The sequence below is a fragment of the Polaromonas sp. genome, from assembly GCF_016185115.1.
Lineage (GTDB): Bacteria > Pseudomonadota > Gammaproteobacteria > Burkholderiales > Burkholderiaceae_C > Polaromonas.
Genome location: NZ_JACPOF010000017.1, coordinates 232,352 through 258,601 on the forward strand (window position 1 = coordinate 232,352; position 26,250 = coordinate 258,601).

At 60.5% G+C, this 26,250-nt stretch carries 26 protein-coding genes and 1 tRNA gene; 10 read left to right on the top strand and 17 right to left on the bottom strand.

Annotation, left to right across the window (positions count from 1 at the left end):
- Window positions 1-26: 26 nt before the first annotated feature.
- From HYX42_RS11240 to HYX42_RS11250, 3 genes are all read left to right on the top strand, one after another.
- The gene (locus HYX42_RS11240; RefSeq protein ID WP_293402923.1) at window positions 27-467 is read left to right on the top strand and encodes a group 1 truncated hemoglobin; all 441 of its coding nucleotides are present in this window, start codon (window positions 27-29) and stop codon (window positions 465-467) included.
- 12 nt (window positions 468-479) lie between these two features.
- Window positions 480-1,139 (top strand): plastocyanin, encoded by a 660-nt coding sequence (locus tag HYX42_RS11245; protein ID WP_293402925.1) that lies wholly within the window; start codon window positions 480-482, stop codon window positions 1,137-1,139.
- Between the two features lie 145 nt (window positions 1,140-1,284).
- Window positions 1,285-1,584, top strand: a complete 300-nt coding sequence (locus HYX42_RS11250) for a hypothetical protein (RefSeq protein ID WP_293402927.1) — start codon at window positions 1,285-1,287, stop codon at window positions 1,582-1,584.
- A gap of 345 nt (window positions 1,585-1,929) precedes the next feature.
- Here HYX42_RS11250 and queF read toward each other — a convergent pair whose 3' ends face one another.
- From queF to yaaA, 4 genes are all read right to left on the bottom strand, one after another.
- Window positions 1,930-2,757, bottom strand: coding sequence for an NADPH-dependent 7-cyano-7-deazaguanine reductase QueF (queF, locus tag HYX42_RS11255; protein ID WP_293402929.1), 828 nt, complete (start codon window positions 2,755-2,757; stop codon window positions 1,930-1,932).
- Window positions 2,754-3,668: an alpha/beta hydrolase gene (locus HYX42_RS11260; RefSeq protein WP_293402931.1), complete on the bottom strand. Its 915-nt coding sequence runs from the start codon at window positions 3,666-3,668 to the stop codon at window positions 2,754-2,756. The genes queF and HYX42_RS11260 overlap by 4 nt, the downstream gene beginning before the upstream one ends.
- 127 nt (window positions 3,669-3,795) lie before the next feature.
- Window positions 3,796-4,629: a 2OG-Fe(II) oxygenase gene (locus HYX42_RS11265; protein ID WP_293402933.1), complete on the bottom strand. Its 834-nt coding sequence runs from the start codon at window positions 4,627-4,629 to the stop codon at window positions 3,796-3,798.
- An 8-nt stretch (window positions 4,630-4,637) separates the two neighbouring features.
- Window positions 4,638-5,414 carry a peroxide stress protein YaaA gene (gene yaaA, locus HYX42_RS11270; protein ID WP_293402935.1) on the bottom strand — a complete coding sequence of 259 codons (777 nt, stop codon included), beginning with the start codon at window positions 5,412-5,414 and terminating at the stop codon, window positions 4,638-4,640.
- Window positions 5,415-5,641: 227 nt separating this feature from the next.
- On the opposite strand from yaaA, the gene HYX42_RS11275 reads away from it, so the two are divergent.
- The 3 genes from HYX42_RS11275 to HYX42_RS11285 all read left to right on the top strand — a co-directional run bounded on the left by HYX42_RS11275 (window position 5,642) and on the right by HYX42_RS11285 (window position 10,779).
- Window positions 5,642-6,289, top strand: a complete 648-nt coding sequence (locus HYX42_RS11275; RefSeq protein WP_293402937.1) for a VOC family protein — start codon at window positions 5,642-5,644, stop codon at window positions 6,287-6,289.
- 395 nt (window positions 6,290-6,684) lie between these two features.
- The gene (locus tag HYX42_RS11280; protein WP_293402939.1) at window positions 6,685-7,746 is read left to right on the top strand and encodes a S1C family serine protease; all 1,062 of its coding nucleotides are present in this window, start codon (window positions 6,685-6,687) and stop codon (window positions 7,744-7,746) included.
- A gap of 102 nt (window positions 7,747-7,848) precedes the next feature.
- Window positions 7,849-10,779: a valine--tRNA ligase gene (locus HYX42_RS11285; RefSeq protein ID WP_293402941.1), complete on the top strand. Its 2,931-nt coding sequence runs from the start codon at window positions 7,849-7,851 to the stop codon at window positions 10,777-10,779.
- 211 nt (window positions 10,780-10,990) lie between these two features.
- Here HYX42_RS11285 and HYX42_RS11290 read toward each other — a convergent pair whose 3' ends face one another.
- The gene (locus tag HYX42_RS11290) at window positions 10,991-12,013 is read right to left on the bottom strand and encodes an NAD(P)-dependent oxidoreductase (RefSeq protein WP_293402943.1); all 1,023 of its coding nucleotides are present in this window, start codon (window positions 12,011-12,013) and stop codon (window positions 10,991-10,993) included.
- 126 nt (window positions 12,014-12,139) lie between these two features.
- On the opposite strand from HYX42_RS11290, the gene galU reads away from it, so the two are divergent.
- Window positions 12,140-13,030 carry a UTP--glucose-1-phosphate uridylyltransferase GalU gene (galU, locus tag HYX42_RS11295; protein WP_293402945.1) on the top strand — a complete coding sequence of 297 codons (891 nt, stop codon included), beginning with the start codon at window positions 12,140-12,142 and terminating at the stop codon, window positions 13,028-13,030.
- 71 nt (window positions 13,031-13,101) lie between these two features.
- Here the strand turns inward: galU and HYX42_RS11300 are convergent, their stop codons facing one another.
- From HYX42_RS11300 to cysM, 3 genes are read right to left on the bottom strand one after another with little or no spacing between them, the layout of a single operon-like run.
- A complete protein-coding gene (locus HYX42_RS11300) occupies window positions 13,102-13,329 on the bottom strand; it encodes a sulfurtransferase TusA family protein (protein ID WP_293402947.1) in 228 nt (75 codons plus the stop codon).
- A gap of 43 nt (window positions 13,330-13,372) precedes the next feature.
- Window positions 13,373-13,903 carry an NUDIX hydrolase gene (locus tag HYX42_RS11305; protein ID WP_293402949.1) on the bottom strand — a complete coding sequence of 177 codons (531 nt, stop codon included), beginning with the start codon at window positions 13,901-13,903 and terminating at the stop codon, window positions 13,373-13,375.
- Entirely contained in the window at window positions 13,900-14,802 is a 903-nt protein-coding gene (gene cysM, locus HYX42_RS11310; protein WP_293402951.1) for a cysteine synthase CysM, read from the bottom strand. The genes HYX42_RS11305 and cysM overlap by 4 nt, the downstream gene beginning before the upstream one ends.
- Before the next feature lie 41 nt (window positions 14,803-14,843).
- Between cysM and HYX42_RS11315 the strand changes: the two genes are divergently transcribed.
- Together HYX42_RS11315 and HYX42_RS11320 are read left to right on the top strand one after the other, a co-directional pair.
- Window positions 14,844-14,928, top strand: a tRNA-Leu gene (locus HYX42_RS11315).
- 114 nt (window positions 14,929-15,042) lie between these two features.
- A complete protein-coding gene (locus HYX42_RS11320; RefSeq protein WP_293403497.1) occupies window positions 15,043-16,206 on the top strand; it encodes an MFS transporter in 1,164 nt (387 codons plus the stop codon).
- Here HYX42_RS11320 and HYX42_RS11325 read toward each other — a convergent pair whose 3' ends face one another.
- The 7 genes from HYX42_RS11325 to HYX42_RS11355 all read right to left on the bottom strand — a co-directional run bounded on the left by HYX42_RS11325 (window position 16,207) and on the right by HYX42_RS11355 (window position 22,259).
- Window positions 16,207-16,902 (bottom strand): isochorismatase family cysteine hydrolase, encoded by a 696-nt coding sequence (locus tag HYX42_RS11325; protein WP_293402953.1) that lies wholly within the window; start codon window positions 16,900-16,902, stop codon window positions 16,207-16,209.
- Between the two features lie 37 nt (window positions 16,903-16,939).
- Entirely contained in the window at window positions 16,940-17,365 is a 426-nt protein-coding gene (locus HYX42_RS11330) for a biopolymer transporter ExbD (RefSeq protein ID WP_293402955.1), read from the bottom strand.
- Complete coding sequence (locus HYX42_RS11335; RefSeq protein ID WP_293402957.1) at window positions 17,362-17,790, bottom strand: biopolymer transporter ExbD; 429 nt, start codon at window positions 17,788-17,790, stop codon at window positions 17,362-17,364. Before HYX42_RS11335 ends, HYX42_RS11330 begins: the two co-directional genes overlap by 4 nt.
- Window positions 17,791-17,792: 2 nt before the next feature.
- Complete coding sequence (locus HYX42_RS11340; protein WP_293402959.1) at window positions 17,793-18,764, bottom strand: MotA/TolQ/ExbB proton channel family protein; 972 nt, start codon at window positions 18,762-18,764, stop codon at window positions 17,793-17,795.
- Window positions 18,765-18,819: 55 nt separating this feature from the next.
- Window positions 18,820-19,989, bottom strand: a complete 1,170-nt coding sequence (locus tag HYX42_RS11345) for a hypothetical protein (protein WP_293402961.1) — start codon at window positions 19,987-19,989, stop codon at window positions 18,820-18,822.
- Window positions 19,990-20,240: 251 nt separating this feature from the next.
- Window positions 20,241-21,224 (bottom strand): tripartite tricarboxylate transporter substrate binding protein, encoded by a 984-nt coding sequence (locus HYX42_RS11350; protein ID WP_293402963.1) that lies wholly within the window; start codon window positions 21,222-21,224, stop codon window positions 20,241-20,243.
- Between the two features lie 72 nt (window positions 21,225-21,296).
- Window positions 21,297-22,259, bottom strand: a complete 963-nt coding sequence (locus HYX42_RS11355; RefSeq protein WP_293402965.1) for an NAD-dependent epimerase/dehydratase family protein — start codon at window positions 22,257-22,259, stop codon at window positions 21,297-21,299.
- A gap of 61 nt (window positions 22,260-22,320) precedes the next feature.
- On the opposite strand from HYX42_RS11355, the gene HYX42_RS11360 reads away from it, so the two are divergent.
- A complete protein-coding gene (locus HYX42_RS11360; RefSeq protein ID WP_293402967.1) occupies window positions 22,321-23,361 on the top strand; it encodes a CDP-6-deoxy-delta-3,4-glucoseen reductase in 1,041 nt (346 codons plus the stop codon).
- A 332-nt stretch (window positions 23,362-23,693) separates the two neighbouring features.
- On the opposite strand, the gene HYX42_RS11365 is transcribed toward HYX42_RS11360, so the two are convergent.
- Both HYX42_RS11365 and dctP read right to left on the bottom strand, forming a co-directional pair.
- Window positions 23,694-24,776, bottom strand: coding sequence for a TRAP transporter substrate-binding protein (locus HYX42_RS11365; RefSeq protein ID WP_293402969.1), 1,083 nt, complete (start codon window positions 24,774-24,776; stop codon window positions 23,694-23,696).
- 278 nt (window positions 24,777-25,054) lie between these two features.
- A complete protein-coding gene (gene dctP / locus HYX42_RS11370) occupies window positions 25,055-26,134 on the bottom strand; it encodes a TRAP transporter substrate-binding protein (RefSeq protein WP_293403499.1) in 1,080 nt (359 codons plus the stop codon).
- Between the last annotated feature and the right edge of the window lie 116 nt (window positions 26,135-26,250).

Here is a 26,250-nt window from a genome sequence, read left to right on the forward strand (position 1 = left end):
ACATCAACACATATTCAGGACTCACCATGAGAAAAACACTTGTTTCCCTGGCTATCGGTGCATCGCTTTTGGTGGCGGGTACGTCTTTCGCGCAGATGGCGCAGCAAGGCGACCAGCTCTACAGGGCCTTCGGTGAAAAAGCCGGCCTCGTCGCCCTGATGGATGACTTCATGGTCCGCCTGCTGGCCGACCCACGTACCGGCCCGCACTTCAAGCCGGCGAACCAGCAGCGCGTGAAAGAGCAGCTGGTAGACCAGTTCTGCGCGCTCGGCGGTGGCCCCTGCGTCTACAAGGGTGCCGACATGAAAAGCTCGCACGCCAACCTGGACATCACGAAGTCAGACTTCCATGCACTGGTTGAAGTGCTGCAGCAAAGCATGGATGCCAAAGGCATTCCGTTCACGAAACAAAACCAGATGCTGGCGCTGCTGGCGCCCATGAACCGCGACATCATCACGCCGAAATAAGCTGACACCATCATGAAAAAAACCCTGCTCCTGACCACCCTGTACGCCGCCTGTACGCTGGCGTCTGCCGGCAACCTGGTCGTGTCTGTCATCGACAGGGACGGCAAACCAGTGCAGGACGCCATCGTGGTGGTGATACCGGCCAACAAATCGGTGTTGCCCAAAACAGCGCTGCCCGCAGAGGCCGGCATCGTGCAGGAGAAGATGCAGTTCATACCGGCGGTATCACTGGTGGGATCGGGCGCAAGGATCAGGCTTTCAAATAACGACCCCTGGAACCACCACGTACGTTCTTCACCTGCAGGGGCAGAGCAGTTCAACTCCAGCAAAGTCGGTTTTGACATGATGATCGAAGGCAAACCGGAAGGCAAACCTGCCAAAACAGCAGACATCACGCTCGACAAACCCGGGGTCGTGGTCGCCAACCTGCTGGGCTGCTACATCCACGGTTCCATGCGCGGCTACATCTATGTGAGCGAATCGCCGTGGGCAGCCAAAACCAGCCCCGAGGGCTTCACCACTTTCGAGAACCTGCCCGACGGGCCGGCACAGGTCAAGGTCTGGCAGGGCGAGCAGCTGATCGACCTGGCGCCCCAGCAAACCGCCATAGGCGCGACACTGGGCAAAAACGTGTTTCAACTGACGGTGGTGCCACGCAGGCGGCGCAGCTAGAACTGTGGTGCAAGCCACGGGCTTCCAGTGCCTGTAACACGCCCTAGACTGCACAGTCTGGAAACGTCGTTGACACACTCCGGGCTCAAGCCTAGATTGAAGCCATGCGTGAACCTGACCGGTTGGCGCATGGACCGGAGGTTTCATGGCACAGGCTCACACCCCACCGCCGCGGCATTCGACCATTGCCCGGCTGCATCGCATCAAGAAATGGCATGTCAACCACAAGGAAGACCACCCGCTGGAATACCAGATCTGGGATGTCATGCTGACCTTCTGGGTCATGGGCTGGATTGCCTGGGTACCGGCAATGGCACTGGACGCGCCCTGGGCTTACCCGCTATGCATTGCTGGCGTCTGCCTGCCGGGCCTGTACATGCGTTTGCGGTTGCGCGCCCATGAGAGCCTGCGCCTGCGCTGCGACTGGGTTGACGAGATTCGCTGACCGGCCTGGGCTGGAAAATTGCTATGCTTTCAGTAGCTAGCCACGTACGTATTCATTGGCCTACAGCCTGATTTGGCACCTCAAAATGGCCTGAAAAGCATTTTTTTGGCCGCCAAAGCCCCACGCGAACCAACTTTCAAGGCACTTGGGCCTGTTTTTAATGTTTACGTTAAATTATTGCCGTATACATTAAATTTTTAATGTATACGACAAAAACTACCAAGTGGCTGTTTTAACGCCCTGCAAACATCGCCAAAACAAGCCAGAAAACGCGTATTTCCGGTATCAAATTGGCATCCAGCCCAATGAATACGTACGTATGCAGCTACTGATTTAATAGCAAAATCACTGCCTCGCCGTGCGCACATTGTGTGGCAGCGCCTGCGGGTGGCTGGTACGGAAGGGGTTGATGTCCAGCCCGCCGCGCCGCGTGTAACGCGCGTACACCGACAGCCTGAGCGGCTTGCAGCGCGTCCACACGTCCATGAAGATGCGCTCGACGCACTGCTCGTGAAACTCGTTGTGGTTGCGAAAGCTCACCAGGTATTGCAGCAGCCCTTCCTGGTTGATCTGCGGGCCTGAGTAACTGATCTGCACGCTGCCCCAGTCGGGCTGGCCGGTGACCAGGCAATTGCTTTTGAGCAGGTTGCTGGTCAGGGTTTCCTGCACCGGCGCTTCATCGAACTCGGCAAACAGCAGTTCGGGCATGGGCGTGAAGTGGCTGCACTCGACATCCAGCCGGTCCAGGTTCAGGCCGTCCATCTCGTGCACAGGCTCGCGGTCAAACAGCTCCGGGCCCAGGGTCTTGATACCGACGCCGGCGCCGACAGCAGCGTTCAGGTCTGCACGTATGCGCTCACGCACGTCGCGCGCGTCGGCAAAACGCGTGTTGTTAAAGCTGTTGAGGTAGAGCTTGAAGGATTTGCTCTCAACGATATTGGGCGACTCGCAGGGCACGGTGATGTGCGCCAGCGCCACCTGCGGCTTGCCGCGCAGGTTGAGCCAGCTCAGCTCGTACGCCGTCCACATGTCGGCACCGAAAAAAGGCGGCGCATCGGTCACGCCAATTTCTGCACGCTTGCCGGCACGCGGGATGGGAAACAGCAGCGACGCGTCGTACTGGTCGATATAGGCCGAAGTTTTGCCGAGCTGGGATTGTTCTGGGGTGTTCATATGAATCGGGGGTTCTGCAGGGCATCTGCAGCCTTTAAGTGCGGAATCAAGGGCGCGAGGATGCGCTCAACGACGCCGGGTGGCAAATCATGCCCCATGCCGTCCACGCTGTGCAGCACCGCACCGGGAATACGCCTGGCCGTGTCTTCGCCGCCCGCAAAAGGCACCAGCGGGTCTGCCCTGCCATGAATGACAAGTGCAGGCACGCTGATGGCCTGCAGCTCTGAAGCCCGCGTGGTGTCAGCCACGATGGCGACCATCTGGCGCACGATGCCGGGCGGGTAAAAACTGCGCGCTGCAGCCGCCGCGACTTTCTCGCGCAGTTCGGGCTGCGGCGTGGGGAAACCGGGGCTGCCTATGGTTTGCAGCAGTTTCACGGTGTGGTCTATCGCCGCATCAAGGCCCTTGCCGGGCCGCTTGAGCAGCACCCGCGTGACCGCAGGACTGGCCTCCGGCAGGCCGCGTGCGCCGCTGGTGCTCATGATGCTGGTCAGGCTTTTCAGGCGGGTGGGCGCCAGCAGGGCCAGGCGCTGCGCCATCATGCCGCCCATGCTGACGCCGACAACATGGGCCTTCTCAATTTGCAGTGCATCCAGCACGCCCAGCGCATCGGCCGCCATGTCCTTGAGGCTGTAGCGCGGCGTGATGGTCATGCGCAACCGGAACTTCAGTCCTTCCCACAGCAGGTTGGGCATGCCGAGGTGGGCGAACTTCTGGCTAAGCCCCGCGTCGCGGTTGTCAAACCGTATAACGCGATAACCGGCATCGACCAGCGCCTGCACCATGCCCGGCGGCCAGGCAATGAGCTGCATGCCGAGCCCCATGATGAGCAGCACCACCGGGCGGCCCGAAGCGTCACCGGGGTGGGTGTCTTCAACCTCGATGTCGATGTTGTTGGCTTTGAGTTTCATCCGGACATTATGTATACAGCTCTCTCGTCATTGCGGGCTTGACCCGCAATCCATGACTTCTGCGCCGCGCCGAATACGGGGATGGATCCCGGATCGAGTCCGGGATGACAGCCCGGAAACTGAAGGCTTAAGTGAACTCCCGTTCACGCAGCCACTTGGTCGCAATCCATTTTTCACCAGCGGTCACCGGATCGCCGCCATGCAAACTCAGGCTTGAAGGGTGGGCCCGCGGGTAGCTGAAAAACACGGCGTTGCCGCGTTTGGGCAGCACATTGAACTTGACGGACGGGAACACCGTCGCGCCGCCCTGCGCCGGCTCATTCAGATACATGATGAGTGTGGCAACCCGCTGGCCGCCGCACTCCAGTATCGCCGGGGTGCCGGGCTCGACCGGATCGAAATAATCGTAGTGAGGTTTGTACTGGTCGCCCGGGCCGTAGCAGAGCACCTGCAGGCCTTCACCGTTTTGCTGGGGCCAGCCCAGCAGCCTGGCAATGCGGGCCTCGACACGCCGCACCACTTCAGTTTCGCCACGTGCGTAAAACATGCCGTCGCTGGTGCGCGCGGGGTTCAGCTCCTCGCCGCCGGTGCGGGTGTCTACCGTCAATGATCGCGACAGCCGGGGCCGTGCTTCTTCAATCAGCGCCTCACATTCGCTGTCGCTGAGCAGGCTGGCGAACACAACAATGTCTGGAGTGGCCGACTGGTGAATCACCTGTACCCACTTGTCCCCGGCATCGACCATGCCGCCCGTGACAGGCAGCGCCAGAGCGGGAACGGGCAATACACGAAGCGACTCCCGCAGCATCTGCACGGCACGTGTGGCTGAATCGTGATTCCAGCCGGCGTCGAGCATGGCCTGGAACAGGGCTTCTTCTGAATGCCCGGCCAGCGCCTGTGCAGCCATCCAGTCAAGCACCTCACTTGTGAGGATTTGCTCTCTGGCGGCCTGCTTCTTCATGACGAGGTTCAGGCTGGCTGTTTGCGGCGAAACACCAAACGGTCAGGTGAAGAAGCTTTCGCATCAAAAGCGTACCCTTCGGCATCGAAACCCTGCAGTTTTTTGACCGTGCCGGCCTTGTTCTCAATCGCGTAGCGCGCCATCAGCCCGCGTGCGCGTTTGGCGCTGAAGCTGATGATTTTGTACTTGCCGGCACGCAACTCTTCGAACACGCAGCTCACGACACGCACCTTCAGCGCCTTCAGGTCGACCGCCCTGAAATATTCTTCACTGGCAAGGTTCACGATGACAGGCGATGTGTCGGCCGCAGCGCGCTTGTTGAGGTAATCCGATATCTGTGTGCCCCAGAACTGGTAGAGGTTGCTGCCCCTGTCAGTTTTGAGCGCCGTGCCCATCTCCAGCCGGTAGGCCTGCATGCGGTCCAGCGGACGCAGCACGCCGTAAAGGCCGCTAAGAATGCAGAGATGGTCCTGCGCCCAGTCGAGTTGTTCGGCGCTGAGGGTTTTGGCGTCCAGCCCGCCATAGACATCGCCATCAAACGCCAGTGCGGCCTGTTTTGAATTTTTTGCGGTAAAGCGTGGTGACCAGGCCTGGTAGCGGCCCACGTTGAGACCTGCGAGCGTGTCCGAGAGCTTCATCAGCGTGCTGATCTGCTGTGGCGTTTTTTGCCTGAGGACCTCAATCAGTTCGGCCGACTGGCTGGCAAACAGCGCCTTGCTATGGGTGGCCACATGCGGTGGCGTGTCGTAATCGAGGGATTTGGCAGGAGAAAGTAAAAACAGCATGCTGGATATCAGTATCAATATGTATTCAAAGCCTGACTTTACGACAGCGGCCGAGGCAACCGGTCAAGACGGGCAATCTGCTGCCCTCTGTTGTCAGGCCAGGCTTGGCACGGGGCCATAATTACGTTAAAGTAAATCAATTACGATTAGTTAAATCACAAAAGCCATCCCCCGGAGCCCCATGCAGGGGCCACCAACTGATTCAGGCTTCCCAAGGAGACCCGTCCATGTCCGCCATTGTTCAAACTACACCGCCAGCGATGACCAAGGCCAGCCTTCCGCCACCCGCAGGCATACAGCAGTTGCATCACTATGCCTACCGCGCCAAAGATGCTGAAGAAACACGGCACTTTTACGAAGACATTCTTGGCCTGCCGCTGTATCACATCATCCAGAGCGACCATGTGCCCAGCACTGGTGAGTACTGCCCCTACACGCACTTCTTTTTCCGCCTGCGGGACGGCTCCTTCATCGCTTTTTTTGACCTCGGTGACGATGTCGCCGCACTGCCGTCGCCCAACACGCCGGCCTGGGTGAACCACATCTCCTTCCGGGTCGACACGGTGGCCGACCTGCAGGCCATGAAAGCGCGGCTGGAAGCCGAAAACATCGACGTGCTGGGCGTGACCGACCACCATGTGTTCAAGAGCATCTACTTCTTCGACCCCAACGGCATAAGGCTTGAGCTGACCGCGCAGCTGGCCACGGAAGACGAGATGGAAAAGGAAAGCCACATCGCCCACGCCCGGCTGGCGGAATGGACGGCGCGCAAGCAGCAATGGCGCCAGGAGCGGGCAGAAGGCAAAACCGCCGCGCCGCTCAAACCACAGAAAAATGACAGGCCTGAAGCCGGCGCAAGGGCGGCCAAAGCCTGAGGGTGAAAGCCCTGAAAAAAAGAGCCGGTTTTTGGCCTCAGCCTATTGCGGAGATTTTGAAACAGGCGCATTCTCTAGGGCCTGTCATCCTGTAAATCGCCTCCGCGTGGCCGCCGGAAAGGATTGCAATCTAGGCGCGAAACGAAGCCGGGGTAATCCCCGGTGAGGCTTCGCAACAACGAGTGCTGTCCTTTCCGGGTGCCACCCGCAGGGCTGGGGCTGCAAGGAATGCCCCGCGTCGTTGCAGCCCTTGACCGGGGATTACCCCGGCCTGCGGTCTGCGCCTAGCGCTGCACCCCTTGCAGCCCCAGCGCGGAGGCGATTTACAGGATGGCAGGCCCTAGTTACGTGATTTGACGCCATCCCGCGCCGGACACGGCTTCATGGAGTCCACCATGCGTGCTTCAAGTCTCTGGCTTTCTGTCGCGTTATCCATCTCCGCCCCCCTTGCCCTTCCGGTGGCTTCCCACGCAGCGACGCCCGCAACGCCCAGCGTGCAGGCCATCATGGAGGCCATGAACAAGGCCAATGCGGCTGTTGTCGGCATCCGGGTTACTGCTGTTGAAGGATCAAGATCGGCTGAAAACCTGGGCAAAAAACGCACCGGCTCCGGCGTGGTCATAGGAGCCGACGGCCTGGTGCTCACCATCGGCTACCTGATGCTCGAAGCCGAACATATTGAAATCGTCACGCAGGACAACCGGGTATTGCCCGCCACCGCCGTCGCCTACGACATTGCCACCGGCTTTGGCCTGGTGCGCCCCCTGCTCCCGCTGCGCGGGGTGGCCCCCGTCACCCTGGGCAGCGTGCGTGACCTGAAACCCGGTGAACCGCTGATGGCCGCGACCGGCAATACCGGCGGCGCGAATGGCGACAATGGCGGCGTCAGCATGACGCAGCTCGTCAACACGCGGGCCTTCTCGGGCACCTGGGAATACCACCTCGACACAGCGATATTTACCAGCCCGCCTGTAGCGTCCAGCCGGGGCAACCACAGCGGCGCACCGCTGTTTAACCACAGGGGCGAACTGGTTGGTGTGGGCTCACTGCTGGTGATGGATGCAGCAGGTGAAAACCGCCGCAACCCCGGCAACATGTTTGTGCCTGTAGACCTGCTCAAGCCCATACTGGCAGAGATGCGCCAGTCAGGCAGCAGCAGCCAGAGCCGCAGGCCATGGCTGGGCCTGACCTCCAGCGACCGTGAAGGCAAGGTGCAGATCGTGCGCGTCAGCGCGGACAGCCCCGCAGAAACAGCGGGCCTGATGCCCGGCGTCATTGTGCTGGCCGTCGATGGCGACCAGGTCACCACACTTGAGGCCTTTTACAAGAAGGTGTGGGCGCGCACCGCGCCCAATGAACCCATCAAGCTGACCATCATGCAGGGCAGCGAGGTCAAGACCATCGTGCTGACGCCGCAGGACCGCATGCTGACGCTGAAAAAGCCCGCCGGCATTTGAATTCGACGGCTGATTGGCCTGCAAACACACCACCCCGGCGGGGTATGGCCAGTCGAATAAAATCAGGGGTCCCATTTACACCTCAACGCGGCATCGCTCTCGATGCCGCTTTTCATTGCGCCCATGACCGAAGCTGTCCCATCACAAGCACCCACGCCCACCAACCCCGCATCCGATGCTGTCAAGGTGGTCGTACCGACGCCGGGGCTGGACGCACTGGCCAAGTCATTTGCGCCCACCGAGATTGAACGCCATTGGGGCCCGCTCTGGGAGCAAAGCGGCCAGTACGAGCCCACACTGGACGCCGCCAAACCCTCGTTTGCCATCCAGCTGCCGCCACCCAACGTGACCGGCACGCTGCACATGGGCCACGCCTTCAACCAGACCATCATGGATTCGCTCACGCGCTACCACCGCATGAAGGGCGATAACACCTTGTGGGTGCCGGGCACCGACCATGCGGGCATCGCCACGCAGATCGTGGTCGAACGCAAGCTGCAGGGCGAAGGCAAATCGCGCCATGACCTGGGCCGCAAGAATTTTGTGGCGAAGGTGTGGGAGTGGAAGGAAGAATCCGGCACCACCATCACACGCCAGATGCGCCGCATGGGCGACTCGGTGTCGTGGAAGCACGAATATTTCACCATGGACCCCAAGATGTCAAAGGTCGTCACCTCGACCTTTGTGCAGCTCTATGAACAGGGCCTGATCTACCGCGGCAAGCGCCTGGTGAACTGGGACCCCATCCTGAAATCGGCTGTGTCCGACCTCGAAGTCGAAAGCGAGGAAGAAGACGGCTTCATGTGGCATATCCGCTACCCGCTGGCCGATGGTTCGGGCTCGCTGACAGTAGCCACGACCCGGCCTGAAACCATGCTGGGCGACGTGGCCGTGATGGTGCATCCCGAGGATGATCGCTACAAGCACCTCATCGGTCAACTGGTGTCGCTGCCGCTGTGTGATCGCACCATCCCCGTGATTGCCGATGACTATGTAGACAAGGAGTTTGGTACGGGCGTCGTGAAGGTCACGCCCGCGCACGACACGAATGACTATGCGGTCGGCCAGCGGCACCAGTTGCCCATCATCGGCGTGCTGACGCTGGATGCAACCATCAACGACAACGCACCCGAAAAATACCGCGGCATGGACCGCTTTGTGGCGCGCAAGGCTGTGGTTGCAGATCTGGAAGCACAGGGCTTTCTCGTCGAAGTCAAAAAACACAAGCTCATGGTGCCCCGTTGCGCACGTACCGGCCAGGTGATCGAACCCATGCTGACTGACCAGTGGTTTGTGGCGCTCAGCAAGGTCAGCGACAAGGACCCCACCGGCAAATCAATCGCGCAAAAAGCCATTGACGCCGTGAGCAGCGGCGACGTGAAGTTTGTGCCGGAACAATGGGTGAACACCTACAACCAGTGGATGAACAACATCCAGGACTGGTGTATCTCGCGACAGCTCTGGTGGGGCCACCAGATACCGGCCTGGTACGACGAGGACGGCAAGGTCTATGTGGCCGAGAACGAGGAAGACGCGCAAAAGCAGGCCCCTGGCAAAAAACTGGTGCGCGATGAAGACGTGCTCGACACCTGGTATTCGTCAGCACTGGTGCCCTTCTCTTCACTGGGCTGGCCTGAAAAGACAAAAGAGCTCGACCTCTTTTTGCCATCAAGCGTGCTGGTCACGGGTTACGACATCATCTTTTTCTGGGTCGCCCGCATGATCATGATGACGACACACTTCACAGGCCAGGTGCCTTTCAGACACGTGTACATCCACGGGCTTGTGAAAGACGCGCAGGGCAAGAAGATGAGCAAGTCCGAAGGCAATGTGCTGGACCCCGTCGACCTGATTGATGGCATCGAACTGGCGCCCCTGCTCGAGAAGCGTTCGCAAGGCCTGCGCAAACCCGAGACGGCGCCCCAGGTTCGCAAGAACACCGAGAAGGAATTCCCTGCCGGCATTCCCGGCTATGGCGCTGACGCATTGCGTTTTACCTTTGCATCATTGGCCAGCCTGGGCCGCAGCATCAACTTCGACAGCAAGCGCTGCGAGGGCTATCGCAACTTCTGCAACAAGCTCTGGAATGCCACGCGTTTTGTGTTGATGAACTGCGAAGGCCAGGATTGCGGCCTTGCCGAACACACCAAAGAACAATGCCAGCCTGGCGGTGAGTTCCACAACTACATGAGCTTCTCGCAGGCCGACCGATGGATCTCGTCAACCATGCAGCGCGTCGAAGCCGACGTCGCGAAAGGCTTTGCCGAGTACCGCCTCGACAACGTGGCCGGCAGCATTTACCAGTTTGTCTGGGACGAGTTCTGTGACTGGTACCTGGAAATTGCCAAGGTGCAGATACAGACCGGCAATGACTCGCAAAAACGCGCCACGCGCCGCACTTTGATACGCGCCCTTGAGGGCATTCTTCGCCTGGCGCACCCCGTCATTCCCTTCATCACTGAAGAGCTGTGGCAGAAGGTTGCACCTGTCGCCGGAATGAAAAAAGGCGACTACATCGGCAACATGGCCTACCCGAAAAGCCAGCCCGAGAAGATCGACGAAAAAGCCGAAGCGCATGTCGCCAAACTGAAGACGCTGGTGGACGCCTGCCGCAACCTGCGAGGCGAAATGAATGTGTCACCCGCCACGCGCCTGCCGCTGTTTGTGCTGGGCGATACGGACTTCATGAGCTCGGTCGCGCCCGTGCTGAAGTCACTTGCCAAACTCAGCGAAGTCAAGGTGTTTGGTGACGAAGCCAGCTGGGTCGCAGCAGCACAATCGGCACCCGTCGCCATCGTCGGCGAAGCCCGGCTCTGCCTCTACATGGAAGTCGATGTGGCTGCAGAAAAAATCCGCCTGCAAAAAGAAGAAGCCCGCCTGACCGGCCAGATCACCAGTTCCGAAACCAAGCTGGCCAACGAAGCCTTCGTCAACAAGGTGCCGCCGGCCGTGCTCGAACAGGAACGCAAGCGTCTGGCCGACAACAATGCCGCGCTGGAGAAGATCCGCGAACAGCTGGTGCGATTGAAGTAGGCCTCCGCACAACAGAAAAAGCCCCGCTGGCCGGGGCTTTTTTGATGCTGGAAACGGAGAGCCTTCGCAAACAGGGCCTGCAAGGCCTCGGGATCTACACGCAGTGAGCGAACGTGGAGGCGATCGGCCGCCGCGCAGGGCCGCCCCAAGCAAGGCCAGCCCCCTTGGGGGGCAGAGAGCTACACGCAGTGAGCGAACGTGGGGGCTATATTTACCGGTTATCGAATTCCGGCTCTACCCACTGTGAGCCAGAACCAGAATCTGCCGAGGTCCCGGTCAGGTCCATCGGTGCGCTGAGCGACGAGTCGCTGGCGGGCTTTTCGGACGTCACAGCCTCATGCATGCGATGCGCCACATACCAGCTCGACCGCAGGCGCGCCTCCCGCGTGTGCGAGCCCAGGCGAGGCGTGACAAACAGGTTCTTCAGCCCGTGCAGCGGCGAGGTCTCGGCCAGAAACCGGGGTTCTGCGCCGTCAATCACACAGGCTTCTATGCGGCCATCCGTCAGCGCCGCAGCCAGGGCCGCCTCATTGAAAAGTTCACTGCGGCTGATGCCCACCCAGAGCTGGTTCTTCTTGCAGGCCGCCAGCAGCTTGTCGTTGACAAAACCCTTGAAGCGGCTGGCGTAAAGCATCTGGACCGAGACTGCATCGGCCTGGCTAATGAGTTCAGGCAGCGTGACAGGCTTGATGCGAAGACGCTCCCAGATGGGCGCCGTGTGATGCACGGCAGGGTCGTAACCGATCAGGCGCACGCCCAGGCCGTTCAACATGCCCGCAAGCGTATGCGCAGTGGGTGCGAGGCCGAGGATACCCACAGTGCTGCCACTGAGTTCACGACCCATCTGCGCAGAAGGATGGCGGCGCCCCATGAGCGCAGACACGACACCGCGGCGGTAGAGAATCAGCAGGCAGCTGAGCAGGTATTCGGCATTCGAACGGACATTGGCGCTGCTGGCATGAATGACCTTAATGTCGCGTTCCTTGCAGGCTTCGAGGTCGGTGTTGTCCGTGCCCACATGCAGGCGGCCAACGGCCTTGAGTTTGGGCAGGAAATCGAGGAACTCGCGCGTCACGACGGTCTGGCGCGGGAAGATGATGCCCCGGGTCTTGTAGGCGGCCTGACGCAATGAAACAAGGTCGTCGGCGAATTCGGGGCGGTACTCGAGGCTGTGCCTGGCTTCAAGCCAGGCCATGGCCTCTGGTACGAGTGCGTCTAGAAGTAAGATGTCCACCCTGCTGTCCTTGGTTCGCTGTTTTTTCGTTTTGTGGGCGTTTGTGTCGCTCTAAATTGCGGAATTGTCCGACGCGCCGGCCGCACCGGCCGCCGCAAACTCAATGTTTTCCCCTGATCTAACCCGATGCCCAAAATCACGAATTTGAACAAAGCCGTTTTTCCGGTTGCCGGCCTTGGCACCCGCTTCCTGCCGGCCACCAAAGCCCAACCCAAAGAAATGCTGCCGGTGGTAGACAAACCACTGATTCAATACGCTGTGGAAGAGGCCTATGCGGCAGGCATCCGTCACATGATTTTTGTAACAGGACGCAATAAGCGTGCCATTGAGGATCATTTCGATACAGCCTATGAGCTTGAAAACGAACTTGAAGTCGCCCAGAAGCTGGAACTGCTCAAGCTCGTCAAATCCGTGCAGCCCCAGGACATGGATTGCTCGTATGTCCGTCAGCCGCGATCCCTTGGCCTGGGCCATGCGGTGCTTTGCGCCGAGCACCTTGTCGGCAATGAGCCTTTTGCAGTTTTGCTGGCTGATGACCTGATGGTCGGCCCACAGGATGGCCAGCCGGTTCTGGCACAGATGAGCGCCCAGTTTGACAGGCTCAAACAATCCATTCTTGCGGTTCAGGAAGTCCCTGCGGAACATACCCGCCGTTACGGCATCGTGGCCGGCGAGGAGATGAAAGACGGCCTGATGAAGGTCAACGCCATGGTCGAGAAACCAGCGCCCGAAGCTGCACCTTCGCGCATGGGTGTGGCGGGCCGCTACATCCTCACACCGGCAGTTTTCAGACATATCCGCAACCAGCCGACAGGCGTGGGCGGGGAAATCCAGCTGACCGATGGCATTGCGAGCCTCATGAAGGAAGAAGCGGTGTATGCCTTCCAGTACAAGGGCAAGCGCTATGACTGCGGCAGCAAGTCGGGCTTTCTGGAAGCGACGGTAGAGCTGGCCCTGCAGCACCCCGAAGTGGGTGAGAACTTCAGGGCCTACCTGAAAGAGCTCAAACTCGGCTGACCGGCAACGCAGGCAGCGCTTTTAGAGGCATTTAACGCCTCTTGAGAGTATTTATCGATACTTATCAAGCTTTAACGGCGTTTGAGGACGTGAATAAAATCGCCGCCAGACGTACTTTGCTCCATCAGCTCGTTGCCCGTCTGCTTTGCAAAAGCCAGAAAATCCCGGGTAGAGCCCGAGTCTGTAGACACCACACGCAGCAGTTCGCCGCTTTGCATGTCGGCCAGTGCTTTTTTGGCTTTCAGTATGGGCAGCGGACAGTTGAGGCCGCGGGTGTCGAGTTCTTTGTCAATGTTCATCTTGGTCCTTGGGTTGCCCTCATTTTAAAAGGTGCTGGTGGCCTCAGTCGCGACGGGGCCATTCCACAAACTCGGGGTTATGGCCTTTTGACTTCAGCCAGTCGGCCAGGGCATAGCCCGTTCCGGCGGGCCAGCATTTGACCTTGTCAAAGTCATACAGCTTGTAGTCGACCAGTTCGGCAGACAGGGCCACCTCGCCCTCGCAGACGGCATGGTAGGCAATGATGATCTGGTTCATTCGCTGGAAGTCGTAAACACCAATGAGGTCCAGCGACAGGGTGCGCAGGCTGGTCTCCTCCTGGATCTCGCGCTTGATGCCGCCCTCCGGCGTCTCGCCGGCCTCCATGAAGCCTGTGATCAGGGCGTAAGCCTTGTGGCTCCAGGCGGCATTGCGCGCCAGCAAAATCCGGCCCTCATATTCAATGACGGCCGCCAGCACGGGGGTGGGGTTGTTCCAGTGGGTATAGCCGCAGGCCGGGCAGCGCAGGCGGGCCTTTTCGCCGCCGTCTTCCATCTGGGTGACCATCTCCAGCGCCGTCGCGCAACTGGGGCAGAACCTGAATTCATGGGTCATGCGGGGAACACCCCTGTCGACAGGTATCGATCACCGCGGTCGCACACCACAAACACGATCACGGCATTGGTCACGGTTTTGGCGATTTCCTGGGCCACCCAGCAGGCGCCCGCTGCTGAAATACCCGCAAAAATGCCCTCTTCGCGCGCCATGCGCCTGACCATGTCTTCGGCGTCAAGCTGGCTGACGGACACCTGCCGGTCCACCGTGCTGGCGTCATAAATTTTCGGCATGTAGGCTTCCGGCCACTTGCGGATACCGGGAATACGCGAACCCTCGGCGGGCTGGGCGCCAATGATCTGGATGGCCGGATTTTTCTCTTTCAGGTAACGCGAAACACCGGTAATCGTGCCGGTTGTGCCCATGGCACTGACAAAATGTGTCACTTTGCCTGACGTATCTGTCCATATTTCAGGCCCGGTAGTTTCATAGTGAACTCTGGGGTTGTCCTGGTTGGCGAACTGGTCCAGCACCCTGCCCTGACCTTCTTTTTCCATTTTTTCGGCCAGATCGCGGGCGTGCTCCATGCCGCCGCTTTTGGGCGTCAGGATCAGTTCAGCGCCAAAAGCCTTCATGGTCTGGGCACGTTCAATCGACAGGTCCTCCGGCATGATGAGCACCATGCGGTAGCCCCTGATGGCCGCCGCCATGGCCAGCGCAATGCCGGTATTGCCCGAGGTGGCTTCGATCAGCGTGTCGCCGGGCTTGATGTCGCCGCGCTCTTCTGCGCGCCTGATCATTGAAAGCGCAGGCCGGTCTTTCACCGACCCGGCGGGGTTGTTGCCTTCAAGCTTTCCGAGGATGACGTTGCCGCGTTTTTTATTCTCGGCAGCCCCTATGCGCTGCAGCGCCGCCAGGGGCGTTTTGCCAATGGCGTCTTCGATGGTTGGGTATTTCATAGACCCACACTGTGCCATAATTCGAGGCTTCGCTCATTCCAGCCCGGGTGGTGAAATTGGTAGACGCAGGGGACTCAAAATCCCCCGCCGCAAGGCGTGCCGGTTCGATTCCGGCCCCGGGCACCAGGACTCAATACGACATGAGCCTGAGTAGCGCAGCACATTCCCATTAATACATCCAGCCGCCCTCACTTGACACAAACGCTGTCTCCGGCGCGCATCAACACCACCGTCACACTGATGGCCTGCGCGGCCTTCTTCAGTGGCGCCGCCCTGCGCATCTGCGACTCACTGCTGCCGCGGCTGGCGCTTGACTTCAACCACACACCGGGCGCGGCGGGCCAGGTCATCATCAGTTTTTCAATCGCCTACGGCCTGATGCAACTGGTGTTCGGCCCGCTCGGCGACCGTTACGGCAAGGCGCGCCTGATCTGGATATCACTGGCCGGTTGCGCTTTGGCGGCACTGGCCTCAGCCCTCGCCGGCAGGTTTGAAATCCTGGTCTGGACACGTGTCGCCTGGGGCATGAGCGCTGCCGGCGTGATGCCGCTGGCCATGGCCTGGATAGGCGACAACGTGCCCTATGAACAGCGGCAGGCCACCCTGGCGCGGTTTATCACCGGGAGTCTGTCCGGCATGATGGCCGGGCAACTGGCCGGTGGTCTTTTTGCCGATTCATCGCTGGGATGGAAAGGTGCTTTCCTGAGCCTCTCGCTGGGTTTTGCCATCACTGCATTCCTGCTCTGGTACTGGCTGCGCACAGCGCCCGCACACAAGGCGCCTGCGGGCGGGTTGAATGTGGCCGGCCAGTTGCGTGCAGTCGTGACAGCGCCCTGGGCACGTGTGGTGCTGGCTGCGGTGCTGGCAGAGGGCATCTTCCTGCTTGGCCCGATCAGCTATTTGCCCTCATACCTGCATAACCGGCATGGTCTGAGCCTGTCTTTCGCGTCGGCGCTGATTGCGCTTTATGCGGTGGGTGGACTGATATACGCGCTGACCGCCAAAAGGATTGTTCAGAAATATGGCGAGCGCCGCATGGTGCTGGCGGGCGGGGTGTTGATGGGCACGGGCTTCCTGGGTCTGCTGCTGTCACTCGTGCCGTGGCTGGCCGGCCCGCTGGCGCTGCTGACGGGTTTCGGCACTTACCTGTTCCACAACACGCTGCAGACCCATGCCACACAAATGGTGCCGGCGTTTCGGGGCACGGCCGTGGCGCTGTTTGCATTTGGATTGTTTGGCGGGCAGGCGATTGGCGTGCTAATTGCCGGCTACACCTATGACCACCTGGGCTATACCTTCATGTTGCTGGTGCCGGCCATCGCCCTGCCACTGACCGGCTGGGCTTTCGCCCGCGCCTTGCGCCTGCGTATCGCGACGGAAACCGCCGCAGTCACCGCGAAATAATCAGGCTGCGGCGGCCACGTTCTCCCTGGCCGGCACAAGCCTGCGGGCAACGTCGTCGACAGACAGTACATCGCCGAACACCAGCATCCAGTTGTTCAGCGCCCAGATGTGCTCGTCGGGCGTGAAGGCAGACAGCGCATCCTCGACCATGACCACGCGGTAGTTCTGCATCATCGCGTCGCGGCCTGTGGAGTCGCAGCAGACATTGGTGGCCGTGCCGCCTATCAGCACGGTTTCAATGCCCAGTTTTCGCAGCAGCTGGTTCAGCTCGGATGAGCCCTGCACCATCGCGCTGTAGCAAAGCTTGACCACGTGCTCATCACCGGGTTGCACATCGAGCTCGCTGTGCAGGGCGTAGCCCCTTGCGGCGGGGTCAAGGCTCTCCATGCGCTTTTGCTTGCGCTCCGGCGTATAGGTCTCGCTGTAATGCAGCGAAAGGTGCACGTCCGAGTTCACCGAGGTGGTCTGTATCCATACCACCTTGCCGCCCGCCTCGCGTACGGCTGCCGCAAGCCGGTTGATGGCGGGAATGGTCGCAGCCGCAGAGGGCACAGCAGCGGGAAAACCGGGCAGCACAAAGTGGTTCTGCATGTCGACCACCACGAATGCGAGTTTGCCTGCATCAAAACTGTCGTACGGGTGAAGACTGCCTTGCCGGCTGGTGACGCGGTCAACAATCCACTGGGGAAATTCCATGTTCAAACTCCTGAAATTAAAAAGAAAATTATTGGGTTCATCCGCCCTGGTTGACCACGCCAACCTTTTGCAGCCCCGCCCTGTTGGCCATCACCAGGAAGGCCGCAACAAAAGAATAGGGGGTGTCGAAAGACGGCTTCAAGTGAATCTCTGGTTGCACAGGCTGCGCCCTTGCAGCTGCCATGCGCGCCTGCACGGCCTGCATATCGGCAAGCGTTTCGCCGTTCCATTGAAGAAAACCGGCAGCATTCATCTGCACCTCGACCACCTCGGGCATAGTGCCGGCCTGCATGGACGGCATGTCGAGATTGACAGAGTGCAGCTGCACGGGAATAGTGATGATGAGCATGACCAGCAGCACCAGCATCACGTCGATGAGCGGTGTGGTGTTCATCTCTACCATGGGTCCGGCCTCGGGGTCATCGCCGCTGCTTCTGGACAGGTGTTGTGTGTAGAGCTTCATCGGTTTTGCGCCGGCTCGGTCACCAGGCTGACATGTGCGAAGCCGTGGCCCTGCGCCGTGTCTATCACCTGGCCGATGTAGGCATAGGGTGAGTTGGCGTCGGCGCGTATGTGGATCTCAGGTTGCGGCTTCAGGGCGGCGATGTCACCGATCAATGACGAGAGCGCCTGGATGTCTGGCGCGAAGCTGTCGTTGAAATACAGGTTGCCGACCCTGTCTACCGTGACCACCACATAGTCACCGCTGGTGTCGCGCCACTGCGCTGATTCGACCGGCAGGTTGACGTTGACGGTGGCGCTCACCACCGGAATCGTGAGCAGGAAAATGATCAGCAGCACCAGCATCACATCGACCAGCGGTGTGGTGTTGATCTCGGCCATCCAGCCGTCTTCGGCCTGGCTTTCGGTTGACGAATACAGCGCCACGGTCAGTCAATCACAGAAGGTACGACAGCTTCAGGGGCTTGGGCGGCATCAGCGCCCTGCGTCACATCGGTCGTGGCCAGCAGCAATGAATGCAGCTGCGCGCCGAAGTTGCGCAGCGACTCGAACGCCAGCTTGTTTTGCCTGAGCAGCCAGTTGTAGCCAAACACTGCCGGCACAGCAACCGCCAGGCCGATTGCCGTCATGATGAGCGCCTCTCCCACCGGCCCGGCCACGCGGTCAATCGACGCCTGCCCCGATGCGCCGATTTTGACAAGCGCCGTGTAGATGGCCCACACGGTGCCAAACAGGCCCACGAAAGGCGCGGTCGAACCGATGGTGGCCAGCACGGCCATACCGCTTTGCATGCTTATCTGCACACCCGAGAGCGCCTGCTCTATCGCCCGCACCAGCCAGGTGTCGTAGTCGACACGCGGCCTGAGCGCTGCGTACTGGTGAACGGCCGCGCTGCCCGCATCGGCCACATAACGTACGGGGTTGCTGGCTTCAAGCTTGCCCACATGCGATGCAAAGTGCCGCACGTCGTCAAACACGCCCTGAGCCACCGCGGCCTGCTTTCTCAGGCGCCGCAATGCCACAGTCTTGGCCAGCAATGCGTACCAGCTGGCAATTGACATCAGCGCGAGCAGCAACAGGCAACCCTTGGCCACCCAGTCGCCCTGCAGCCAGATGGCCGCCAGGCCGTAGGGATTGGCAGCCGCCGGTACAGGCGCTGCTGAAGGCCGTGCCTTGCCATCATTGAGCGAACCGCTTGCAATTCGCGTCGCCGGGACAGGTGAAGGTAGCGCTGCGGGAACCGCGGCCGATGACGGCGCACTGGCGCCCAGCGTGGTGCTGAGCTGGCTTTGCGCCGCTGCGGGCAACGCAGCCGCAGCCAGAACCATCGCCAGAAACAGCGCATGGAAAAGACCGGCAGGACGCATGGAGCGCAGGGTCACGGTGTTCGTCTGGTTCATGGAATGCCTTTGTACTGGAAATAAAAACGTGGCGGTAAAAAAGGTTGTTTCGGCGTCATCTTTTGCATTTTTCTTCAATGGCGCGTTTGAGCAGCGGCCCGATGGCGAGCAGGCCCTGTGCCGGGCCTTCGGGCGTTTCTCTGGCGCAGTCGATGTTGGCCGCACGGTCAACTGCCTCGGCGAAAGGGTCGCGCGGCTTGCGCCTGAGTTGTTCGTTGGCCATTTCAGAGAGGCTGCGCTGCGGCACCGCGATGGGCGGCCTGTAGATGTAGCGCGGCGGCAGGCGAAGGTCCAGCGGCGGCGCAAAGCCCCCGCCCTGCGGGCTGACCGCCGGGGCAGAACCCGCGCCACCGGGTCCCGCCGAAGGGTTGCCCGCTGCGAGACCTGATGTTGCCGGCGTGCCGGGTGAAACGTTTGCAGCAGCCGGCCCGGGTGGGGCGACTGAAGACGCAGGTGGCGCTATAGACGCACTGGCTGGCGTGCTCGCTGGTGCGACCAGTGTGGCTGTAGTTCTCGGCAAGGTGGCAGGCGCAGTTTGCACAGTCGCCGCTTCAGAAGCCGCGGTGACGCGCGGCACAACTGCTGCGGGCGAAGGCGCAGGCGGCGTGGCAGGTTGAGGCACCTGAACCGCAGGAGCAGGAGCAGGAGCAGGAGCAGGAGCAGGAGCAGGAGCAGGAGCAGGCGTTGGCGTTGGCGCGGGGATTGTTGCAGTGACTGCAGCTTGTGTCACGGGAGCCGGCTGCGGCGCGGGCGGCTCGGGTAGTACGGGCTGGGGCAAAGGCGCAGCCAGCGAAGCAGCACGAAGCGGCGCGGGTGCTGCTTTGTCGATCACTGCCTGCGGCGTTGCAGACAGCGGTGTGCTTTGTCGCGCGGGGGCGGCTGCGGGAACAGATGGCACGGGCAGCTCGGGGGCGGCCTCTGTCGCCGGCAACTCAAGCTGCGTGGCAGCGCGCCCAAAGCGCCGCGCCGTGATGCTGCCGGGGTTGCGTGCAAATTCACCGCTGGCTGCTGCGTTGGCCGCCGGGTCTGAGGGCAAGCGGTTTGGGGCCGAATCGCTGCGAAACACCTGCACCACGATATGTTCTGCCACCGTCTGCAGCGGCCAGTACAGGTTGGCAATCAACAGCAGCCCGACGTGCGCCGCAATCACGGCCAGCCCGACACCCGGATGGGCGCGATCTTGCGGAGGCGGCGCGATAAACAGGGACCTTGTCACGCGGTCCATGTTCCCACAACTTTCATTTCAGGCCGAAGCAAGTGAAGCGGCCAGATGCAAAAAGTTAATATGGAAGTTAACTTTTCACATTCGGAACAGGTTTTGTCGCGCTGCAGGCTCCCAAAAGCCTTTAAAAACGTCTTTTTCAGGCATCAAATCAGCCTCCAGACCAATAGATACGTACGTGAGCAGCTATGTTTTTAATAGCAAATCAAACGTGATGCCGGCCCTATCACTCACTCACGCACCCACGCGCCTGCTCACTCAACCTTGATCTTGCCGTCCTGAATCGTTTTGGCCCACTTCACGGCTTCGGCGCGCATGTAGGCGTCCATCGCAGAGGGTGTGCTCGGCGTCAGTTCGGTGCCAAATTCGGTCATCTTCTGGCGTATGGCAGGCTCGCTGGTCACCTTGAGGTAAGCCGCATTCAGGGCCGCGATCACCGCTGGCGGCGTGCCGGTTGGCACCGAGAAACCCTGCCATGCCCAGGCGTCAAAACCGGGGTAGCCCGACTCTGCCACCGTCGCCAGGTCCGGCGTGGCGGCAAGGCGTTTCTCACCCAGCGAGGCAATCGCGCGCACTGTGCCGGCCTTCAGATGCTGCGCCGCCGTAGGCAGGTCGGTCATCAGCACCTGCAACTGGCCGCCGAGCAAATCCTGCACCGCAGGACCGGCGCCCTTGTAGGGAATCTGCACCATGGAAATGCCGGTGCGCTGCATCAGCAGTTCCATCGCCAGGTGGTGCGGCGTGCCGTTGCCGGGTGTGCCGTAACTGAGCTGGCCGGGCTTGGCCTTGGCCAGCGCGACAAACTCGGCCAGGTTCTTTGCCGGTACCGAGGGATGCACCGCCAGCACCAGGCCGAAGCGCGCAGTCAGCGACACAGGCGCCAGGTCCTTGAAAGAGTCGTAGGTCAGCTTGGGGTAAAGGCTGCGGTTGACCGAATACGTCGCACTGTCACCCAGCAGGAACGTGTAGCCGTCAGCAGGCGAGGTGGCCGCGGCCGTGGCGCCTATGGCACTGCCCGCGCCGGGACGGTTGTCAACGATGATCTGCTGGCCCAGGATGTCGCCCATGCGCGGCGCAACGGTGCGCGCAAACGCATCTGTGCCGCCGCCTGCGGCGTAAGGCACGATCAGACGGATAGGCTTGTTGGGCCAGGCCTGCGCCAGGGCGCCGGTCGCGGCCCAGGGTGTGGCTGCCAGGCTGGCAATGGCTGCGAGTGCATGGCGTCTGTTGGTGTTCATTTTTTGTCTCCTTGGTTGATCTTTGATTGCTGTCGGGAATTGTGCGCCTGTCTACGGCCTTGAACGCGCTATTCATTCCGGTTTGATACCCGGGCTCGTGAATGGCTCCGCCCCACTGCGCAGGCCAGCGTACACGGTCGGATAACGCAAGTGCAGACCCAGTTCGTTTTTCATGCGGCGATTGTCCAGCCTGCGGGATTCACCCATAAAACTCAGCATCATGGGTGGCAGCTGCTGCTGGGCTTCACCACGCTGTAAACGCGGTGGACGTGGCAGGCCGTACATGTCGGCGGCCAGGTCGAAATAATCGCCCATTTTCAGTTGTGTGTCGTCGTTGACGTTGCTGATGCGCTGCGGTTTGCCGCGCCACATGGCTGCGAGGCAGGCGCGGGCAAGGTCGTCTGCGTGGATGTGGTTGGTGTAAACGTCGTCAAGAGCGGCCAGCACCGGCGTGCCCCTGAGCAGGCGTGCGCGCGGCGTGCCGCCTTCGCGGTCAGGCGCATAAATGCCGGGGATGCGCAGGATGTGTACCGGCACGGATGCCGAGCGCCCAAAAAACCTCACCGCACTTTCTGCATCCACACGCCGATATGCACGCGCGCTGGCAGGGTTCACGCAACGCGTTTCAGCCACCACATCGCCGCTGCAATCGCCATACACACCACTCGTCGAGCCATATACCAGCGCCTGTGGCAAGCCGCGCAGCCGCAGGGCCTGCAACAGCCTGCGCGTGCGGCCGTCATCGCGCGCATTGGCGACTTCATTGGCCGGCGGCGCCAGGTGAATCACACGGTCAGCCAGCCCCGACAACCTGCGCAACGTGGCGGCATCGTCCAGGTTGCCAGGCAGGGGCGTGATGTTTCTTCCGCGAAACGCCGCGAGCTTCGACTGCGAAGACGTGAGCGCCATGACATTGACCCGTGCAGGCAGGGCAGCCGCTGCGCGCAGGCCCACATCACCACAACCGATGATCAAAACGCGCTGGCGGCGAAAACGTGCAGGCAGCGCACCAAGGGGACTTGAATTTGAAGGCAAAATTGGGGTCTGGGCCAAAAGCAGGCCCACGCAAAACTACAGACCCCCAAGGATAACGAATATGAGCTTTAACGTGACCGTGCAACCCAGCGGCCGTACCTTTGTTGCGCAGGTAGATGAAGTCTTGTTGTCTGCCGCCATACGCCAGGGCATAGGCATGCCTTATGGCTGCAAGGACGGCGCCTGCGGCTCATGCAAATGCAAAAAGCTCGAAGGCACCATCAAGCAGGGCACACACCAGGCCAAGGCACTGACGGCTGAAGAGGCGGCTGATGGTTTTATCCTCACCTGCTGCGCCACCGCAGAAACCGACCTGGTGCTGGAGTCGCGCCAGGTCACCGACGAAAGCGCCTTCCCCATCAAGAAAATGCCGGTGCGCGTCGCCAGCCTGGCGAAAGCCTCACATGACGTGATGAATGTGCGCCTGCAATTGCCCGCTGCCGATGTGTTCAAGTACCACGCCGGTCAGTACGTCGAATTCCTGCTGCGCGACGGCGACCGCCGCGCGTATTCGATGGGCACCGCACCGCACACGCAGCTTGAGAACCCCGGCGTTGAACTGCACATCCGCCACATGCCCGGCGGCAAGTTCACCGACCATGTGTTCAGCGCCATGAAGGAAAAGGAAATCCTGCGCATTGAAGGCCCCTTCGGCAGCTTCTACCTGCGTGAAGACTCAGACAAACCCATGGTGCTGCTGGCATCGGGCACGGGCTTTGCGCCCATCAAGGCCATCATCGAGCACATGCAGTTCAAGGGCATCACCCGCCCTGCGGTTCTCTACTGGGGCGGCCGCCGCCCTGCCGACCTCTACATGAACGACTGGGTCAACAGCAAGGTCGCCGAGATGCCCAATTTCACGTATGTGCCGGTTATCTCCGACGCACTGCCTGAAGACGCATGGGCGGGCCGCACAGGCTTCGTGCACAACGCCGTACTGCAGGACATCCCCGACATGTCTGGCTACCAGGTCTATGCCTGCGGCGCACCCATCGTGGTTGACTCGGCACAGGCCGCGTACATCAAGGCTGGTTTGCCTGAGGAAGAGTTTTATGCTGATTCGTTTGTGACCGAGAAGGACAAGGCGCAAGCGACGGCTTGATCTTTGCCCTGCGGGCTGTCCCGGAACTGGTTTGAAGTCGACCCTCACGGCCAGCCGGGCTAATCGCGGGCCTGGTGGCGAAAGCATGTTGCTACAAAATAAGTAGCTGCTCACGCGCATATCCATTGGCCTGCAGCCGATTTTCGCAGGCAAAAACAGGTGCTTGAAGGCTTAAAACCCGGACAAACGCCATTCGCAGGTTCACGAAACAGCCAGGATGTAAAGCTGACTTTACACTCCCCGAACCTGCACAATTGCCATAAAAAAAGCCACCTCGCGGTGGCTTTTGCTTTCGCATGCCAGGCCGGCAATGCCAGCCTGAGCATGGCAACTTACAGCTTCTGGGTAGCCATGAAGTTGTCGAAGCGGTTTTCTGCATAACGGAACCATGACACCTGGTCACGCTGGAATGCACGCATGTCGGCGTAGATCTTCTTCCACTCGGGGCTCTTGGCATCGTTGGCGGCAAACACTTCCTGCGAGGCCTTGAACGAGGCTTCCAGCACGGCCTGGGAGAACGGCAGCACCTTGGTCTTGGCGGCCACCAGCTGCTTGAGCGCAGTGGGGTTCAATGCGTCGTACTTGGACAGCATGTCGGTCGCTGCCAGGGCAGAGGCTGCATCGACAATCGCCTTGTTCTCGGGTGACAGGGCATCAAACGCCTTCTGGTTGATGAAGAAGTCCACCTCAGGACCGCCTTCCCACCAGCCGGGATAGTAGTAAAACGGTGCAACCTTGTTGAAGCCCAGTTTCTGGTCATCGTAAGGGCCGACCCACTCGGCTGCATCGATGGTGCCTTTTTCCAGGGCCTGATAGATTTCGCCGCCGGGAATGCTTTGTGGCACTGCGCCCAGCTTTTGCATGACTTCACCGACCAGGCCGCCGCCCAGGCGCATCTTCATGCCCTTGAAATCGGCAACGCTCTTGATTTCCTTGCGGAACCAGCCGCCCATCTGGGTGCCCGTGTTGCCGCCGGCAAAGCTGACCATGTTGTACTTGGCGTACAGCTCATTCATGAGCTTGCGGCCGTTGCCGTGACGCATCCATGCCGTCATCTGGCGTGCATTGAGGCCGAAGGGAATGGCTGAACCGAGTGCAAACGCAGGGTTCTTGCCGTAGAAATAGTAAGGCACCGTGTGGCACATCTCGACCGTACCGGCCTGAACGCCATCGACCACGCCGAACGGGGGCATCAGTTCGCCGCCGGCATGCACGGAGATTTCGAATTTGCCGCCGGACATGGCCTTGACGGCATTGGCGAAAACTTCTGCACCGCCATAGATCGTGTCGAGCGATTTGGGGAAGCTGGAAGCGAGGCGCCAGCGAATGGCTGCCTGCGCATGGACGGCAGGCGCGACGCCTGCAGCAAGGACGCCGGCGATACCGGCATTTTTAATGAGTGAACGACGATCCATGAGTGCTTTCTCCTGAAAGTTTGCCTGAATTTTGGAATATCAAATTACATGTTCTGCTGCGTCGCCGCCGGACTTTTGATCCGTCGACAGGAATGCAGCTGAGCCCCGCAATTCTCAAGGCTTTTTAATCGCACCTGACCCGGTTATTACCCCTAGTACAGAGGCGAAAACGGTCTGAAAAGGGGTGTTTAGCTGTCAATAAACTGACTGCAGGCCACCGGTTGCCCCACATGACCAGAAAGCATGCCGGTGCGTGCCTTGACGGCATGGATGAAGGCCTAGAGTTTCTGGCCCTGCATGAAGCGGTCGAACGTGGCTTCGGTAAAACGGAACCAGAGGTTTTGTTCTCCGCGAAACCTGGCGTAGTCTGCATACACCTTCGCCCATCGCGGGTTGGAAGCAGACAGTTCTGCATACAGGTCACGTGAGACCTTGAAGGCCGCGTTCATCACATCTGCGGGAAAGGGCCGCAGCTTGGCGCCGGCGTTGACGAGCTGCTTGAGCGCTGCAGGATTGCGGGCGTCGTACTTGGCCTGCATGTCCACATGCGCGGCAGATGAGGCCACATCCACCAGAGCCTTGAACTCGGGGCTCAGGGCTTCCCAGGCCTTGCGGTTGACATACAGGTCCAGCTGCAGGCCACCCTCCCACCAGCCGGGGTAGTAGTAATTGGGTGCAACCTTGTTGAAGCCCAGTTTCTGGTCGTCGTAGGGGCCTATCCACTCACCGGCGTCAATCGTGCCGTTCTCAAGCGCACTGTAGATTTCGCCGCCAGGCAGGTTCTGGGGCTGGCCACCCATGCGCTCTATGACCTTGCCGGCAAAGCCGTTGACCCGGAACTTCAGGCCCTTGATGTCGGCGAGCGAGCGGATGTCCTTGCGGAACCAGCCGCCCATCTGCGCGCCCGTATTGCCGCAGGGGAAGTGCACCATGTTGTAGGCCGCATAGAACTCGCGCATGAGCCTGAGCCCGTTGCCCTGGAAGGTCCAGGCACTCATCTGCCGGCTGTTGAGGCCGAAGGGAATGGCCCCGCCTATCGCGAAGGTTTCGTCTTTTTCATAAAAATAATAGGCCGCTGTGTGGGCGGCCTCGATGCGGCCCTGCTGCACGCCATCGACCACACCGAAAGCCGGCATCAGTTCGCCAGCGGGATGCACGGACACCTCAAACCTGCCGCCGGAGATCGCCTTTACATGCCGGGCAAAGGTTTCTGCGCCCCCATAAATGGTGTCCAGCGACTTGGGGAAACTGGAGGCCAGCCGCCAGCGCACCAGAGGCGCAGCGTGCACGGCAGGGGCCGCTCCCGCCGCAAGGACGCCCGCAATACCGGCATGTTTGACAAGTGAGCGGCGGTCCAGCATTTGACTCCGAATCAGGAAAGAAACGCCTGCGGCAAAGCAGTGGCAGACAGGCAGGCGCCCGGGGAAAGCATGCAGGATTCTAGAAACCGGAATTCGCACCTGCGCAGGGATTT

What these genes read in the sequence shown, in the direction of transcription:
- HYX42_RS11245 (WP_293402925.1), top strand. Translation starts at nt 480, where the DNA reads ATGAAAAAAACCCTGCTCCTGACCACCCTGTACGCCGCCTGTACGCTG.
- galU (WP_293402945.1), top strand. Translation starts at nt 12,140, where the DNA reads ATGCCCAAAATCACGAATTTGAACAAAGCCGTTTTTCCGGTTGCCGGC.
- HYX42_RS11345 (WP_293402961.1), bottom strand. Translation starts at nt 19,989, where the DNA reads ATGGACCGCGTGACAAGGTCCCTGTTTATCGCGCCGCCTCCGCAAGAT.
- HYX42_RS11340 (WP_293402959.1), bottom strand. Translation starts at nt 18,764, where the DNA reads ATGAACCAGACGAACACCGTGACCCTGCGCTCCATGCGTCCTGCCGGT.
- HYX42_RS11320 (WP_293403497.1), top strand. Translation starts at nt 15,043, where the DNA reads ATGGCCTGCGCGGCCTTCTTCAGTGGCGCCGCCCTGCGCATCTGCGAC.
- HYX42_RS11275 (WP_293402937.1), top strand. Translation starts at nt 5,642, where the DNA reads ATGTCCGCCATTGTTCAAACTACACCGCCAGCGATGACCAAGGCCAGC.
- cysM (WP_293402951.1), bottom strand. Translation starts at nt 14,802, where the DNA reads ATGAAATACCCAACCATCGAAGACGCCATTGGCAAAACGCCCCTGGCG.
- HYX42_RS11280 (WP_293402939.1), top strand. Translation starts at nt 6,685, where the DNA reads ATGCGTGCTTCAAGTCTCTGGCTTTCTGTCGCGTTATCCATCTCCGCC.
- HYX42_RS11285 (WP_293402941.1), top strand. Translation starts at nt 7,849, where the DNA reads ATGCCGCTTTTCATTGCGCCCATGACCGAAGCTGTCCCATCACAAGCA.
- HYX42_RS11350 (WP_293402963.1), bottom strand. Translation starts at nt 21,224, where the DNA reads ATGAACACCAACAGACGCCATGCACTCGCAGCCATTGCCAGCCTGGCA.
- HYX42_RS11265 (WP_293402933.1), bottom strand. Translation starts at nt 4,629, where the DNA reads ATGAAGAAGCAGGCCGCCAGAGAGCAAATCCTCACAAGTGAGGTGCTT.
- HYX42_RS11365 (WP_293402969.1), bottom strand. Translation starts at nt 24,776, where the DNA reads ATGGATCGTCGTTCACTCATTAAAAATGCCGGTATCGCCGGCGTCCTT.
- HYX42_RS11260 (WP_293402931.1), bottom strand. Translation starts at nt 3,668, where the DNA reads ATGAAACTCAAAGCCAACAACATCGACATCGAGGTTGAAGACACCCAC.
- HYX42_RS11330 (WP_293402955.1), bottom strand. Translation starts at nt 17,365, where the DNA reads ATGAAGCTCTACACACAACACCTGTCCAGAAGCAGCGGCGATGACCCC.
- yaaA (WP_293402935.1), bottom strand. Translation starts at nt 5,414, where the DNA reads ATGCTGTTTTTACTTTCTCCTGCCAAATCCCTCGATTACGACACGCCA.
- HYX42_RS11240 (WP_293402923.1), top strand. Translation starts at nt 27, where the DNA reads ATGAGAAAAACACTTGTTTCCCTGGCTATCGGTGCATCGCTTTTGGTG.
- HYX42_RS11360 (WP_293402967.1), top strand. Translation starts at nt 22,321, where the DNA reads ATGAGCTTTAACGTGACCGTGCAACCCAGCGGCCGTACCTTTGTTGCG.
- HYX42_RS11250 (WP_293402927.1), top strand. Translation starts at nt 1,285, where the DNA reads ATGGCACAGGCTCACACCCCACCGCCGCGGCATTCGACCATTGCCCGG.
- HYX42_RS11305 (WP_293402949.1), bottom strand. Translation starts at nt 13,903, where the DNA reads ATGACCCATGAATTCAGGTTCTGCCCCAGTTGCGCGACGGCGCTGGAG.
- queF (WP_293402929.1), bottom strand. Translation starts at nt 2,757, where the DNA reads ATGAACACCCCAGAACAATCCCAGCTCGGCAAAACTTCGGCCTATATC.
- HYX42_RS11300 (WP_293402947.1), bottom strand. Translation starts at nt 13,329, where the DNA reads ATGAACATTGACAAAGAACTCGACACCCGCGGCCTCAACTGTCCGCTG.
- HYX42_RS11325 (WP_293402953.1), bottom strand. Translation starts at nt 16,902, where the DNA reads ATGGAATTTCCCCAGTGGATTGTTGACCGCGTCACCAGCCGGCAAGGC.